At 59.1% G+C, this 14628-nt stretch carries 12 protein-coding genes; 4 read left to right on the top strand and 8 right to left on the bottom strand.

All coding sequences use genetic code 11. From position 1 onward, the window contains the following. Positions 1-13: 13 nt before the first annotated feature. On the top strand, positions 14-1141 hold the full coding sequence (locus AB7M26_RS02450; RefSeq protein WP_123499804.1) for an AGE family epimerase/isomerase: 1128 nt from the start codon (positions 14-16) through the stop codon (positions 1139-1141). Positions 1142-1259: 118 nt separating this feature from the next. Here AB7M26_RS02450 and AB7M26_RS02455 read toward each other — a convergent pair whose 3' ends face one another. The 8 genes from AB7M26_RS02455 to amaB all read right to left on the bottom strand — a co-directional run bounded on the left by AB7M26_RS02455 (position 1260) and on the right by amaB (position 11228). Next, entirely contained in the window at positions 1260-2027 is a 768-nt protein-coding gene (locus AB7M26_RS02455; RefSeq protein ID WP_123499807.1) for an SDR family oxidoreductase, read from the bottom strand. A 747-nt stretch (positions 2028-2774) separates the two neighbouring features. Next, positions 2775-3491 carry an ABC transporter ATP-binding protein gene (locus tag AB7M26_RS02460; protein ID WP_007902726.1) on the bottom strand — a complete coding sequence of 239 codons (717 nt, stop codon included), beginning with the start codon at positions 3489-3491 and terminating at the stop codon, positions 2775-2777. After that, positions 3488-4360: an ABC transporter ATP-binding protein gene (locus tag AB7M26_RS02465; RefSeq protein ID WP_123499809.1), complete on the bottom strand. Its 873-nt coding sequence runs from the start codon at positions 4358-4360 to the stop codon at positions 3488-3490. Before AB7M26_RS02465 ends, AB7M26_RS02460 begins: the two co-directional genes overlap by 4 nt. Continuing rightward, positions 4357-5640 carry a high-affinity branched-chain amino acid ABC transporter permease LivM gene (gene livM / locus AB7M26_RS02470; protein WP_038978730.1) on the bottom strand — a complete coding sequence of 428 codons (1284 nt, stop codon included), beginning with the start codon at positions 5638-5640 and terminating at the stop codon, positions 4357-4359. The genes AB7M26_RS02465 and livM overlap by 4 nt, the downstream gene beginning before the upstream one ends. Positions 5641-5643: 3 nt before the next feature. Next, a complete protein-coding gene (locus AB7M26_RS02475; protein WP_123499811.1) occupies positions 5644-6558 on the bottom strand; it encodes an ABC transporter permease subunit in 915 nt (304 codons plus the stop codon). A gap of 240 nt (positions 6559-6798) precedes the next feature. After that, a complete protein-coding gene (locus tag AB7M26_RS02480) occupies positions 6799-7932 on the bottom strand; it encodes an ABC transporter substrate-binding protein (protein ID WP_123499813.1) in 1134 nt (377 codons plus the stop codon). A 363-nt stretch (positions 7933-8295) separates the two neighbouring features. After that, complete coding sequence (gene amaA, locus AB7M26_RS02485; RefSeq protein ID WP_123499815.1) at positions 8296-9579, bottom strand: L-pipecolate oxidase; 1284 nt, start codon at positions 9577-9579, stop codon at positions 8296-8298. 158 nt (positions 9580-9737) lie between these two features. Further along, positions 9738-11228 carry an L-piperidine-6-carboxylate dehydrogenase gene (gene amaB / locus AB7M26_RS02490; protein WP_095634030.1) on the bottom strand — a complete coding sequence of 497 codons (1491 nt, stop codon included), beginning with the start codon at positions 11226-11228 and terminating at the stop codon, positions 9738-9740. Between the two features lie 184 nt (positions 11229-11412). Here amaB and AB7M26_RS02495 point away from each other — a divergent pair, with 184 nt between their 5' ends. From AB7M26_RS02495 to nadE, 3 genes are all read left to right on the top strand, one after another. After that, positions 11413-12321: a LysR family transcriptional regulator gene (locus tag AB7M26_RS02495; RefSeq protein WP_123499817.1), complete on the top strand. Its 909-nt coding sequence runs from the start codon at positions 11413-11415 to the stop codon at positions 12319-12321. 173 nt (positions 12322-12494) lie between these two features. Continuing rightward, positions 12495-13721: a nicotinate phosphoribosyltransferase gene (gene pncB, locus AB7M26_RS02500; RefSeq protein ID WP_123499820.1), complete on the top strand. Its 1227-nt coding sequence runs from the start codon at positions 12495-12497 to the stop codon at positions 13719-13721. 4 nt (positions 13722-13725) lie between these two features. Next, positions 13726-14553, top strand: coding sequence for an ammonia-dependent NAD(+) synthetase (gene nadE / locus AB7M26_RS02505; protein WP_123499822.1), 828 nt, complete (start codon positions 13726-13728; stop codon positions 14551-14553). Positions 14554-14628 lie beyond the last annotated feature (75 nt).

Raw genomic sequence — 14628 nt, forward strand, 5'->3', positions numbered from 1 at the left:
ACGACGCCAGCCAATGCCGCATGTTTCCCGCTCCGCTTTCCAGCCTGAATTGACCGCCCTGTTCGCCTCGGTGCAACAGCACTTTGAGGACGTGATCGTGCCGCTCTGGCAAGGCCCCGGCTGGAACGCCGACATGGCATTGCCTTATGAAGCGCTGGACGCCGAGCATCAGCCGCTGCCACCGCAGCGCTACCGGGCCATGGCTTGCGCGCGGCAGCTGTACCTGTTTTCCAGCCTGATCGGCCAAGTACCTGAGGCCGAAGAGCGTGCAGCGGCGCTGTTCCGCTCCTTGCAACAGCATTTCCACGATGCCGAGCATGGCGGCTGGTTCTACAGCATCGACCCGCAAGGTGAGCCGCTGGATCAGCGCAAAGACCTCTACACCCACGCCTTCATCCTGTTCGCCTGCGCCCATTATTGGGACAAGGTTCGCGAACCGCTGGTGGAGTCGGTACTCAACGCCACGCTGGAAGTGTTGGCGCAGCGCTTCGCCACAGGCGACGGCCTGTACGAAGCCAGCCTGGACCGTGATTGGTCCTCGCTCAACGCCGGGCCGCTGCAAAATCCATTGATGCATTTGGCCGAAGCCTTCCTCGCCATCCTTTCGGTGCGTGAGGACGTTACTGTGCAGGGCGCGCTTGTCGAGTTATGCACAGCCATGCAACAGCGTTTCATCGACCCGCAACACGCGGTGTTGATGGAAAAGCCGCTTGGGGCTGTGGATAACTGGTTCGAGCCGGGCCATCAGTTCGAATGGTACTTCCTGCTGGAGTCCTCACCCTTGCTGCGCGGCTCCAAATTGCATGCCTCGCTGGATCGCGCCTTTACGTTCACCGAGCAATTGGGTGTGGATCAGCAGACCGGTGCGGTGCGCGCGATGCTGGAACTGGACGACCATCCTCGTGATGCGACCCAACGCATCTGGGCCCAGGCCGAATACCTGCGCGCCCTGACCTTGCGCCCGGGCAGCGAAGCCTCTGTGCAGCGCCAATTGCAGGCGCTGCAACAGCGCTTTTTGCATGCGGGCGGCTGGTATGAGTGTCGCGATGAGCAGGGCGAAGTGAGCCGCAAGGACATGCCTTCGACTACGCCTTATCACTTGGCGACCTGCTATCGCGGGCTGGCCGACTATTTGCGCTGACTGAGAGATAGCTATCGCGAGCAAGCCCGCTCCCACAGGGTTTGTGTCGTTCGCAAAATGGCGATTCAACACAAACCCTGTGGGAGCGTGGCTTGCCCGCGATGGCCGTTACGCGGTCTTAAGCCTTCGTATTACGCTCAATCGCAAACCCGCTCCAGGTCTGGCTCACCGGCATCAGCTCAAGGCTGTTGATGTTGATGTGGGCCGGTGCGTTGAGCACCCAGAAAATGGTCTCGGCGATGTCTTGCGGCTGGATCGGCTCGGCACCCGCATAAGTGGCGTTATAACGCTCCTGATCACCGGCGAAACGCACCAGCGAGAATTCACTCTCGCACAGGCCCGGCTCGATGTTGCTGACCCGCACGCCAGTCCCTTGCAGGTCGCAACGCAGGTTCAGGGAGAACTGTTTGACGAACGCCTTGCTCGCGCCATACACGTGGCTGCCCGGGTACGGGTAGTTGCCGGCGATGGAACCGAGGTTGACGATGCTGGCGCCACGACCGTGAGCGATCAGACGCGGCAACAACAGGCGAGTGCTGTACATCAGGCCTTTGATATTGGTGTCGACCATGGTGTCCCAATCATCAAGATCGCACTTGGGAGCCGGGTCCACGCCCAAGGCCAGGCCGGCGTTGTTGATCAGCCCGCGCAGCTTGGCGAAGGACGGCGGCAGGTTGACAATCGCTTGCTCCATGGCCTTGCGATCCCGCACGTCGAGCACCAGGCCATGAACCTCGGTCTGCTTCGACAACTCGGCGCACAGGGCATTGAGGCGCTCTTCACGACGACCTGTCAGCACCAGTTTCCAGCCGGCTTCGGCAAAACGACGGGCGCAGGCTTCACCAAAACCGGAAGTCGCGCCGGTAATAAACAGGGTGTTGGACATCGTGTTCTCCTTGCTTCGGCTGATCGACAGCCCTTGGAATAGAAAATCAGTTGCCAGCATGCCCGGCCTTGTCCATAGCGGCAACCATCGCAAAAACCGTACAAAAAACAATCAACACCGGCAACGCCATATGGGCTGTGGCTTGCAGCCATGTACGCGCACCTTATCCACAGGCCGGTCCACAGTTTCCGGGGGCAAGTGCAAAAGCTGCAAGCCGCTGCCTATAAGGCTTTGCGGGCAGATTAGAAAGTTTTTTGCTTGACCCTCAGGTGCCTGCTGTGTAACCCCGGGCAATTTGCACGACCGGGCGGTCAAACCGACGATGGCTCCAAGCCAGTAACTACGGCCCTCAGCCGACTCTTTCCAGAGTTTAACCACAGACTTATCCACAGACTTGTTCACCTCGATTCATGCCAGGATTGCCCCTAACAAAAAGGTTGACAAAGTCGGCTCGAGGTCCAGCAAAAACACCTGATCAAAAAACAATCACATCGCTGCAAGCCTCGGATTCAAAGGCTTGCAGCCAGCTACTCCCACGTTATTCACAGCCAGCTCCACAGCAAACGGGGACAAGTCAAAACCGTGATAAAACAGCAATTTGCAGCGGCTTTATGTCGCGCTTTGAGAGGTCGTGAATATTGTTTTCCACAATTTCCAAAAAGCACACGCAGCCGTGTGGGAGGTGTTGTACAGATGTAAAAAAGCCCCGGCGATTCCTCGTCGGGGCTCGTTGTTGCAACGCAGAACTCAGTGCCCGCCAAGGTAGGCGTTACGCACCTCATCGTTCACCAGCAGCTCCTTGCCGGTGCCGCTGAGGCGGATCTCGCCGTTGACCATCACGTAGGCCCGGTCCGACAACTTGAGGGCGTGGTTGGCGTTCTGCTCCACCAGGAAGATGGTCATACCGGTACTGGCCAGTTCCCGCAGGGTCGCGAAGATCTGTTTCACCACAATCGGCGCCAGACCCAGGCTGGGCTCATCGAGCAGCAACAGCTTTGGCCGGCTCATGAGCGCCCGGGCGATGGCGAGCATTTGTTGCTCGCCGCCGGACATGGTCATGGCGCGTTGGGTACGCCGCTCTTCGAGCCGTGGAAACAACTCGAACATGCGCTGCATGTCTTCCTTGGCGTACTTGTCACCGATTGGAATCGTACCCATCAACAGGTTTTCCTCGACGGTCATGTCAGGGAACACCCGCCGACCTTCCGGCGATTGAGCGATACCGTTGGACGCGATGTAGTGGGACGACTTATGGGTGATATCCACACCCTGATAGACGATTTGCCCGTCAGCGGCCCGCGGCTGGCCGAAGATCGACATCAGCAGGGTCGATTTGCCGGCGCCGTTGGAGCCGATCAGGCTGACGGTTTCACCTTCATTGATGTGCAACGATACTTTCTTCAGGGCCTGAATCGGCCCGTAGAACACGTCCAGATCCTTGAGTTCGAGGATGGGTTTACTCATACCACTTCCTCTTCTTCGGCGCCCAGGTAGGCGGCAATCACTTTCGGATCGTGTCGAATCGCTTCAGGCCCGCCCTCGGCAATGACAACGCCGTGGTCCAGTACAACGATGTGGTCGGAAATACTCATTACCATGCCCATGTCGTGTTCGATCAGCACCACGGTCAGATCGTGCTCGTCGCGCAGCAGCCGGATCATCGCGCTCAGCGCTTCGGTTTCCTGAGGGTTGAGGCCGGCGGCCGGTTCGTCGAGGCAGATGATCTGCGGCCGGGTACACATGGCCCGGGCGATCTCCAGACGGCGTTGCTGACCGTAGGACAGCTCACCGGCCAGGCGGTTGGCGCAGTCCACCAGATCCACCACTTCCAGCCAGTAGAACGCATGGTCCAGCGCATCGCTTTCGGCCTTGCGGTAACCCTTGGTGTTGAGGATGCCGGCCAGCATGCCGCGGTTGACCCACATATGCTGGGCCACCAGCAGGTTTTCCAGCACCGACATTTCCCTGAACAGGCGAATGTTCTGGAAAGTCCGCGCCAGACCGGCACGGTTGATCAGGTGCGTGCCGCCGAACATCTTGTAGCGGAGTCGGTTGATAAAGCTTTTGGGTGAAACGAAATCGACGGCCTTGAACGGTTCCCCGAGCATTTTGATGACGTCGGTTTTCACACCGCGGGTGTTGAGTTCGATATGCCCGCCGGACGCTTTGTAAAACCCGGTCAAGCAGTTGAACACGGTGGTCTTGCCGGCGCCGTTGGGGCCGATCAGGGCGAAGATCGAGTTGCGCTTGACCTTCAGGCTGACATTGCTCAGAGCCTTGATGCCGCCAAAGTGCATCATCAGTTTGTCTACCGAGAGTACGACTTCGCTCATGGCGCTACTCCTTTACGCGGGGTCACACCGGTACGGCTGATCCGGATCAGGCCGCGCGGTCGCCAGATCATCATCAACACCATCAGGATGCCGAACAGCAGCACGCGATATTCCGCGAAGCCACGCAGCAGTTCCGGGGCGACGGTCAGCACGAACGCCGCAATCACCACGCCGATGGTCGAGCCCATGCCGCCGAGCACCACAATGGCGAGGATCAGCGCCGACTCGAAGAAGGTGAACGAGGTCGGGTTGACGAACCCCTGATAGGTGGCGAAGAACACACCGGCCAGGCCGGCAGTCGATGCGCCGATAGTGAACGCCGACAGCTTGACCAGTACGTGATTCAGGCCCATGGAACGGCAGGCGATTTCGTCTTCGCGCAAGGCTTCCCACGCGCGACCGACCGGCATGCGGGTCAAGCGGTGCTTGATGTACAGCACGGCCAGAACCACCAGGAACAACACCGCGTATATGAAGTAGTACTTCACGTCCGGGTTATAGGCGATGCCGAAGAACTCATGGAACGGGACGCCTCCCTCCTTCGCTCTTTTGCCAAACTCCAGGCCAAAGAACGTTGGCAACGGAGCCGCCATACCGTTCGGGCCGCCAGTCAGGGACAGCCAGTTATTGAGGATCAAGCGGATAATTTCACCGAACCCCAGGGTCACGATCGCCAGGTAGTCACCGTGCAGGCGCAGTACTGGAAAACCCAGGATGCAACCGGCCAGCCCGGCCGTGATTGCCGCCAGCGGCAGCACCGTCCAGAAACCCAGCCCCAGGTATTGATAACCGAGCGCCAGGCCGTAGGCACCAATGGCGTAGAACGCCACGTAACCGAGGTCGAGCAGGCCGGCCAGGCCGACCACGATGTTCAGCCCCAGGCCCAGCAGCACATAGATCAGCCCGAGGATGACCACGCCCAGCAGGTAGGAGTTGGAGAAAAACGGGAACACCACGGCGATGACGATCATCACCGGGATGATCCAGCGCAAGCGGGATTTGTAATCAGGCGGCAGTACATGAACCCCGGAGCCAGTGCTTTCAAAGCCTTCGAGAATTCTCAGGCCCTTGGGGGTTTGCAGGAACAGGCTCAAGGCAAAGCGGCCGGCCATGACGATGGCGACAATCCATGCCACCCGGGTCGCTTCCAGGTTGAAGCCGTAGCCGTCGAGGACCACGCCAACAATCGGGCCGAACACAATCAGGGCCACCAGGCCGGCAAGAATCGCGTCAACCAGGCTTCTTTTGAGATCAATGGTTTTTTTAGTGGTTGAAGACATCGCTTACACCTTCGACACAAGAGGACGGCCGAGCAGGCCTTGGGGCCGAAAGACCAGAACGAGAACGAGCAGCGAGAAGCTGAAAACGTCTTTGTAGTCCGAGTTGACCAAGCCAGAGAACAGCGACTCGGAGATCCCGAGAATGATCCCGCCAAGCATTGCCCCTGGCAGAGAGCCGATCCCGCCAAGTACCGCGGCGGTGAACGCCTTGATGCCAATGATGAAGCCCGCGTAGAAGTCGAATGTGCCGTAGTTCATGGTGATCAGCACGCCGGCCAGGGCCGCCATCGCCGCACCGATAATGAACACGTAGGAAATGACGCGATCGGTGTTGATCCCCAGGATCGAGGCCATCTTGCGGTCTTGCTGGGTGGCGCGGCACATACGGCCGAGCTTGGTGTACTTGATGATGTAGGTCAGCAGGGCCATCCCGACAAACGCTGCGACCAGAATGAAGATCTTGGTGTAGGTAAGCTGGACGAAGCCGGTCCCGACTTCAACTCGCCATGCACCGGTCAGCAGTGTCGGTACGCCTTGTTGACGGGCGCCCTGGGAAATCTGTGCATAGTTTTGCAGGATCAGCGAAATACCGATGGCGCTGATCAGGGGTGCGAGTCGGGTGGAGTTGCGCAGCGGTTTGTAGGCGACGCGCTCGATGACCCAGCCATACACCGCCGTGACGATGATGGTGAAAACCAGGGTGCCAAGCATCAGCAGGGGGAAGGATTCAATACCGAAGTAAGCCAGCAGAGCCAGACTGATTGCCGCGAGGTAAGCGGAAATCATGTAAACCTCGCCGTGGGCGAAGTTGATCATGCCGATGATGCCATAGACCATTGTGTAGCCGATGGCGATCAGGCCATAGACCGACCCGAGGGTCAGGCCGTTGACCAGTTGCTGCAGGAAAATACCATCCATAACGCAATCTCACGCAGTGAGAACCTGCACACCAGTGATGTGCGATTCTTCTAGGAAAAATACAGATTTACGTCGGAGTAATGTCAGCCACGATCAGCCTGGCCCCACTGATTCCGTGTGGGAGCGAGCCTGCTCGCGAAAGCGGTTGAACATTCAACAAATCTGCTGTCTGTCAGTCCGTCTTCGCGAGCAGGCTCGCTCCCACAGGGACTTGTGGGGTTCAACTGATCGTGTCAGCCCTTACTTCTGTTTTTCCAGCTGGTGGTATTTGCCATCCTTGTCCCACTGGTAAACCACGTAGTCGGAGACTTTCAGGTCGCCCTTGGCGTCCCACTCTTTCTTGCCCATTACGGTCTGGACCGAGTTGGCCTTCAGCCATTTGGCCGCCGCTTCGCCATCATTCTTCTTGGCGCCATTGAAGGCAGCCGCGAGGGTCTGGACCGAAGCATAGGCGTACAGGGTGTAGCCTTCAGGCTCGGTGCCCTTCTTGCGGAACTCGTCCACTACGGTCTTGCTGTCTGGCAGCAGGCGTGGGTCGGCACCGAAGGTCATCAGTACGCCGTCAACGAATTGCGGACCGCCAGCGGTGGTCACCAGTTCGTCGGTTACGATACCGTCGTCGGACATGAACTTGACGTCTTTGAGGCCTTGCTCACGCAGTTGACGAACCAGAGGACCGGCTTCCGGGTGCAGGCCACCGAAGTAAACGACGTCGGCGCCAGCGCCGCGGATTTTGGTGACGATGGTGCTGAAGTCTTTTTCGCCGCGGGTCAGGCCTTCATACAGCACTGGCGTTACACCGCGCTTGGCCAGTTGAGCCTTGGTAGCATCCGCCAGACCTTGGCCGTAGGTGTCCTTGTCGTGCAGGACCACCACTTTCTTGCCCTTGAGCACGTCGACGATGTAGTCGCCGGCCACGATGCCTTGCTGGTCATCACGCCCGCACATACGGAACATGGCACTCAGGCCACGCTCGGTAACCGCCGGGTTGGTGGAACCTGGAGTGATCGCGATGATGCCCGCTTCGTCGTAGATCTCGGAGGCCGGGATGGTCGACGAGGAGCAGAAGTGACCGACTACGCCAGCGACTTTCTGGTTGGTCAGGTCCTTGGCGACCGTCACAGCCTGTTTCGGTTCGCAGGCGTCATCGCCTTTGACCAGTACGATTTTTTCCCCGTTGACACCGCCAGCGGCGTTGACTGCATCAGCCGCTGCCTGCGCACCCTTCATGTACTGCTCGCCAAATGCGGCGTTGGCGCCTGTCATCGGCCCCGCCACACCAATTTTCACATCAGCCTGTGCAAACGCAGAAACACCCAACGCAGTTGCCACTGCGAGGGCCAGAAAGCCTTTCTTGTAAAACGTCTGGGACATGAGGTGGTGCTCCAAGGTTTTTTTTAGTTGGCACTGCGACTTCTCTGAATGCTCAGAGCAAGGGCCGTGCCATCGGTTTTTTATTCTGAAAAAAGTCGCTGCCTTATTGTTATTTCGACTGTTTCGGGCCCATTTTCATTGGGCGTGCAACCGTCTAAACCGCGGGAGGTGAAACCTTTTACATTTAAAGGCGCAACCCGTATGCGCCATCATTGCAACCGCAGCGCCAAACGATGTGCAACCAGCCTGTAACAGCCCGCGTCACCGAACTGCACACTGCTGGTGCGGGACTGCTACAACCCGCACCATTACAGGCTAGCCGCTTCGCTGAAAAGCGCCGCTTCCAGCAACATATTTCAACAATCAGATGACGATCCGCAGGCACTGGCCCGCGTGATACAGCGAAAACCCAGCCTCATAAAGGCAGCTTCGCAGCCCCACACCCGCCAATGGCTGCATGGGTGCGAAAGGAATCGGCAAGGCCCGAGGATTTCCATTACACAAATAATCGGCAAAGGCTTTGCCGACGACTGTGCCGGTAGTCACGCCTCGACCGTTGTAGCCGGTGACGGCCACCAGACCCGGTGCCGGCTCAAACAGGCGCATCAAATGATCCGGCGTGAAAGCGATACAACCGGTCCAGGTGCATTCCCACTCCACCGGTTTCAGATACGGAAAGTAATGCTGCTGAACCCGGTCGGCCCAGGCTTTCAGGAACCAGGTCGGTTTCTGGTTGCCATTGCCGAGACTGCCGAGTAACAGTCGCCCGTCCTTGTCTCGCCGAATACTACTGAGCACTTGTCGGGTATCCCAGGAACCCTGGCCGCCGGGCAGAATCTGCTTCGCGGCGTCTTCGGTCAGCGGCACCGAGGCCACTTGATAGTAATAACCGGGGAAGAAATTGCGCCGCAGCTCTGTCCAGTCACCTTCGGTATAGGCGTTGGAGGCGATGACCACCTGTTCGGCCAGCACCGAACCCTGGGCGGTTTGCACCGACCAGCGCTGACCCTGACGTTCGAGTCGGGTGACCGGGGAATGATCGAACAGCTGACCGCCGAGACTGATGGCCGCGTTGGCCAGCCCCGTGGTGTAGGCCATCGGGTTGATCGTGCCGGCACGCCGATCGAGCAGAGCGGCGGCGATCTTTTTTGTGCCGGTGGCTTGTTCGCAGGCTTGACCGGTCAACAGTTCCACCGGTGCGCCGCGACGTTTCCATTGTTCTTCGCGACTGCGCAGATCCGCCTCGCCACGCGCGTTGTGCGCCATGTGCAGGGTGCCTTCGCGGCGTAACTGGCAATCGATGTTGTATTTGTCGACCAGGCTGAAAACCAGCGACGGCGCCGCACCCAGCATGCGGTTGAGCTGACTGCCGACCGCCTCGCCAAAACCGGCTTCGATTTCATCCGGTGGAATCCACATTCCGGCATTGACCAGCCCGACGTTACGCCCCGAACCGCCATGCCCGGCGCGATGCGCTTCCAGCACACAGACACTTTTACCTTGTTCCAGCAGATGCACCGCCGCCGACAAACCGGTGAAACCGGCACCGATGACGCAGACATCCACCGTCACCTCGCCCTTGAGCGCCACGTTGTCGGGCCTTTGCGGCGTCAGTTTTTCCCACAGACACTCTTCGCGTAACGGCATTGCCAGACTCCAACAGAAACCTAACCAACACACCATTCCTCTGTGGGAGCGGGCTTGCCCGCGATAGCGTCAGCACATTCAACATCTGAGTGACTGACAGATTGCTATCGCGGGCAAGCCCGCTCCCACAGTGTTCTTCATGGGTTCAAAGGAGGCCGTCAGTCGAACGTAATCCCCTGAGCCAACGGCAACTCCAACGAATAGTTCACGGTATTGGTCTGACGACGCATGTACCCGCGCCATGCATCCGAACCGGATTCACGACCACCACCGGTCTCCTTCTCGCCGCCAAACGCACCTCCAATCTCCGCGCCGCTCGGGCCGATGTTGACGTTGGCGATCCCGCAATCACTGCCCACCGCCGACATGAACCGCTCGGCTTCACGCACGTCGGTGGTGAAGATGCACGACGACAGGCCTTGTGGTACGGCGTTGTTCAGGCGCAGCGCCTCTTCGAAATCGTTGTAACCAATCACGTACAGAATCGGCGCGAAGGTTTCGCTGCACACCACATCGCTCTGCTCCGGCATTTCGACGATCGCTGGCGAAACGTAGTAAGCGTTGGGGAATTTGTCTTCCAGCTGACGCTTGCCGCCGAATACCCGGCCGCCTTCACTCAAGGCCTGCTCCAGCGCGTCCTGCATGTTTTCGAAGCTGTGTTTGTCGATCAGCGGCCCAATCAGATTGCCTTCCAGCGGATGGCCGATGCGCACCTTGGAGTAAGCGGCTTTGAGGCGGGTGACGATTTCCTCCTTCACCGACTCATGGGCGATCAGGCGACGCAACGTGGTGCAACGCTGACCGGCGGTGCCGACGGCGCTGAACAGAATCGCCCGTACGGCCATGTCCAGATCGGCGCTTGGGCCGAGGATCATCGCGTTGTTGCCGCCCAGCTCGAGAATGCTGCGGGCAAAACGTGCCGCGATTTTCGGCGCCACTTCGCGGCCCATGCGGGTGCTGCCGGTGGCGCTGACCAGCGCGACACGTGGGTCATCGACCAGCGCTTCGCCGGCATCGCGGCCGCCGATAATCACTTGGCTCAGGTGCGGTGGTGCGTCGCTGAAATTTTTCAGGACGCGGTCGAACAACGCCTGGCAGGCCAACGCGGTCAGCGGGGTTTTCTCCGACGGCTTCCAGATCACCGGGTTGCCGCAGACCAGCGCAAGCGTGGCGTTCCAGGCCCAAACGGCGACCGGGAAGTTGAACGCGCTGATCACGCCGACGACGCCCAGCGGGTGCCAGGTTTCGCGCATGTGGTGGCCAGGACGCTCGGAGGCGATGGTCAAACCGTACAGCTGACGGGACAGACCGACCGCGAAGTCGCAGATGTCGATCATTTCCTGAACTTCACCCAAACCTTCCTGAGTGATCTTGCCAGCTTCCCAGGACACCAGTTCACCGAGGTCGGCCTTGTACTCGCGCAAGATGTCGCCCAATTGGCGCACCAATTCGCCACGGCGCGGCGCCGGAACCTTGCGCCACAGTTCGAACGCATGATCTGCGCGACTGATGTGCTGCTCGACTTCAGCGGCGCCTTCCCAGTTCACGGCAGCGATACGGCTGCCATCGATAGGCGAATGCACCGGCACTTTGCCGTTCTGGTACAGGGCCGGGTTCACACCAAGACGATCAAGCAATGCGGCAACCATGGGTCACTCCTCAAGCAAAAAACAGAAAACGTGCAGCCGGATTCATTCGGCTGATCAGACCTGTAGTTTTAGCTCCCCGGAGGTTACCCAACAAACGACCTTTAAGAGAGATATCATTCCGTTTATTCATGCTGCGAATCTGCCGGTAAAAAAGAGCATAGAGAAACAAGAAAAAGGACCACCCATGCTGAATAAACGCTACTTGCCGTCGATCACCGCGTTGCAGTGCTTCGAGGCCGTGACCCGGCATTTGAGCTTCACCCGTGCCGCCGAAGAGCTGAACCTGACGCAGAGCGCTGTCAGCAAACAGGTCGCGCAACTCGAAGAGTTGTTGCAACACCTGTTGTTCCGTCGGGTGCGCCGACGTCTGCAAATGACCCCCGCTGGCGATTTGTACCTGGTGGAGGTGCGAAAAATCCTCACCCAAGTCGAAATGTCGACCCATTACCTGCGCTCCTACGGCGGTGATACCGAAGTCTTGCGAGTCTCGACACCTCCGACCTTCGGTGCACGCTGGCTGGTGCCACGCTTGAAAGGCTGGCGCCTGCGCCATCCGTCGATCCATCTGGATCTGTGCAGCGAACAGGAAGCGGATGATCTGTTGCAAGGTCGCAGCGACTTGGCGTTCTACTTTGGCCAGGGCTCACGGCCCGGCACCGAATGCCTCAAGCTGTTTGGCGAGGAACTGGTGCCGGTCTGCGCACCGGGCAGCCTGCCGGATACGCCGTTTACCGACCCTACGCAACTCACCGACCTGGTCCTGCTGCAGAACGCTTCCCGGCCTCAAGCCTGGCACGACTGGTTCGACAGCCAGGGCTACCACACCGAACACAGCTACCACGGCCCGCGCTTCGAAACCTTCTACATGTGCATCCGCGCCGCCCAGGTCGGCTGCGGCGTGGCGCTGCTGCCGAAGTTTCTGGTGGAAGAGGAATTGGCCGACGGCAAACTGGTCATTCCCTGGAAGCATGCGATGCCCAGCACCGACGCCTATTACCTGGCGTATCCGGAGCATTCGGCGGAAGTGCCCAAGGTGCGGGATTTTGTGAAGTGGATGCTGGAGCAGATCGATAATTCCACATCTAACGATTAACTCTCCGCAGGCGCTATGTAAGAGCTGTGCACTCGACAGCTCCTACAGAGGCAATTCGCGCTGATGCAAAAATCGCTGGCAATCCTCACCGCTGATATGCGCCACTAGCCCCATTCATTGAAACAGCTGCAACGTCGCTGCCACGGGCCGCGGCCAGCCTGGAGAACCCCGTTATGAGCGAGAGTGTGTTTGCCGATCGCATCGTGCAGAACCTGCTCGACACCGACTTCTACAAACTGACGATGATGCAGGCGGTGCTGCACAACTACCCTAATGTGGAAGTCGAATGGGAGTTTCGTTGCCGTAACAGTGAGGATCTGCGCCCGTACCTGGCGGAGATCCGTTTCCAGATCGAGCGCCTGGCCGAGTTGAGCCTGAGTGCCGATCAATTGAGCTTCCTGGAGCGCATCAGTTTTCTGAAACCGGATTTCCTGCGGTTTCTCGGACTGTTCCGCTTCAACCTGCGCTATATCCACACTGGCATTGAAAACGGTGAGTTGTTCATCCGTCTGCGCGGGCCGTGGTTGCACGTGATTCTGTTCGAAGTGCCGCTACTGGCCATGGTCAGCGAAGTACGCAACCGTTATCGCTACCGGGAAATCATTCTGGAACAGGCCCGTGAACAGCTCTATCGCAAGTTCGACTGGCTGACCGCCAACGCCAGCGCGGACGAATTGTCCGAGTTGCAAGTAGCCGATTTCGGCACTCGCCGTCGCTTCTCGTACCGTGTGCAGGAAGAAGTGGTGAACGTGCTCAAGCATGACTTCCCCGGTCGCTTCGTCGGTACCAGCAACGTGCACCTGTCCCGGGAGCTGGACATGAAGCCGCTGGGCACCATGGCTCACGAATGGATCATGGCCCACCAGCAACTCGGTCCACGGCTGATCGACAGCCAGATTGCCGCCCTCGACTGTTGGGTCCGCGAATACCGGGGTTTGCTGGGCATCGCCTTGACCGACTGCATCACCTCCGATGCCTTCCTCAACGATTTCGACCTGTTCTTTGCCAAGCTCTTCGACGGCTTGCGCCACGATTCCGGTGACCCGGTGCAGTGGGCGGAAAAAGCCATCGCCCACTATCACAAGCTTGGCATCGACCCGATGAGCAAAACCCTGGTGTTTTCCGACAGTCTGACGCTACCCAAATCTCTGGAGATTTTTCGGGCATTGCGCGGTCGGATCAATGTCAGCTTCGGTATCGGTACTAACCTGACGTGTGACATTCCGGGTGTCGAACCGATGAGCATCGTGCTTAAAATGACGGCCTGCAACGGCCAGCCAGTGGCCAAGATTTCTGATGAGCCTGGCAAGACTCACTGCAAAGACCCGAATTTCGTCGCCTACTTGCGACATGTTTTCCAAGTACCTGCCGCCATTTCCAGCCCATCTAGCAAGGAGTGAATTCATGCAAGCCGTACAGCGTGAGATTGCTGAACAGCTCAAGGTCCAACCGCCGTTTGCGGATCAACTCGCCCTCGAGGTTGAAGTTGCCCGGCGGATCACCTTCATTCAGGACTGCCTGGTCAATGCCGGGCTCAAGACGCTGGTGCTGGGCATCAGCGGCGGCGTCGACTCCCTGACCGCCGGCCTGCTGGCCCAGCGCGCCATGCGTGAACTGCGCGAGCGCACTGGTGATGCCAACTACAAGTTCATCGCCGTGCGCCTGCCTTATGGCGTCCAGTTCGACGAACATGATGCCCAGGCCTCAGTGGACTTCATTGCCCCCGATGAGCGCCACACTGTAAACATCGGCCCGGCGGTCAAATCCCTGGCCAGCGAAGTGGCGGCCTTCGAGGGTAAGGAGGCGGTGCAAAAGGATTTCGTGCTGGGCAACACCAAGGCGCGGATGCGCATGGTCGCGCAATACACCATCGCTGGCGCGGCTCACGGCCTGGTGATCGGCACCGATCACGCGGCAGAAGCGGTGATGGGCTTCTTCACCAAATTCGGTGACGGCGCCTGCGACCTCGCACCGCTGAGCGGCCTGGTGAAAAATCAGGTCCGGGCGATTGCCCGCAGCTTCGGCGCGCCGGAGTCGCTGGTGGAAAAAATCCCGACTGCCGACCTTGAAGACCTGTCGCCGGGCAAACCGGACGAAGCGTCCCACGGGGTGACCTATGCCGAGATCGACGCCTTCCTGCACGGCGAGCCGGTGCGTGAGGAAGCGTTCAAGATCATCTGCGACACGTACAAAAAGACCCATCACAAGCGCGTGATGCCGTTTGCGCCTTGAGGACGTCGGCGTCTGTACCGACGCCTTCGCGGGCAAGCCACGCTCCCACAGATTTTGTGTCGGACGCCGGTAATG

This window comes from Pseudomonas sp. F-14 TE3482, assembly GCF_053629455.1.

What these genes read in the sequence shown, in the direction of transcription:
- amaB (WP_095634030.1), bottom strand. Translation starts at nt 11,228, where the DNA reads ATGGTTGCCGCATTGCTTGATCGTCTTGGTGTGAACCCGGCCCTGTAC.
- AB7M26_RS02495 (WP_123499817.1), top strand. Translation starts at nt 11,413, where the DNA reads ATGCTGAATAAACGCTACTTGCCGTCGATCACCGCGTTGCAGTGCTTC.
- AB7M26_RS02465 (WP_123499809.1), bottom strand. Translation starts at nt 4,360, where the DNA reads ATGAGCGAAGTCGTACTCTCGGTAGACAAACTGATGATGCACTTTGGC.
- nadE (WP_123499822.1), top strand. Translation starts at nt 13,726, where the DNA reads ATGCAAGCCGTACAGCGTGAGATTGCTGAACAGCTCAAGGTCCAACCG.
- AB7M26_RS02480 (WP_123499813.1), bottom strand. Translation starts at nt 7,932, where the DNA reads ATGTCCCAGACGTTTTACAAGAAAGGCTTTCTGGCCCTCGCAGTGGCA.
- pncB (WP_123499820.1), top strand. Translation starts at nt 12,495, where the DNA reads ATGAGCGAGAGTGTGTTTGCCGATCGCATCGTGCAGAACCTGCTCGAC.
- livM (WP_038978730.1), bottom strand. Translation starts at nt 5,640, where the DNA reads ATGTCTTCAACCACTAAAAAAACCATTGATCTCAAAAGAAGCCTGGTT.
- AB7M26_RS02475 (WP_123499811.1), bottom strand. Translation starts at nt 6,558, where the DNA reads ATGGATGGTATTTTCCTGCAGCAACTGGTCAACGGCCTGACCCTCGGG.
- amaA (WP_123499815.1), bottom strand. Translation starts at nt 9,579, where the DNA reads ATGCCGTTACGCGAAGAGTGTCTGTGGGAAAAACTGACGCCGCAAAGG.
- AB7M26_RS02450 (WP_123499804.1), top strand. Translation starts at nt 14, where the DNA reads ATGCCGCATGTTTCCCGCTCCGCTTTCCAGCCTGAATTGACCGCCCTG.
- AB7M26_RS02455 (WP_123499807.1), bottom strand. Translation starts at nt 2,027, where the DNA reads ATGTCCAACACCCTGTTTATTACCGGCGCGACTTCCGGTTTTGGTGAA.
- AB7M26_RS02460 (WP_007902726.1), bottom strand. Translation starts at nt 3,491, where the DNA reads ATGAGTAAACCCATCCTCGAACTCAAGGATCTGGACGTGTTCTACGGG.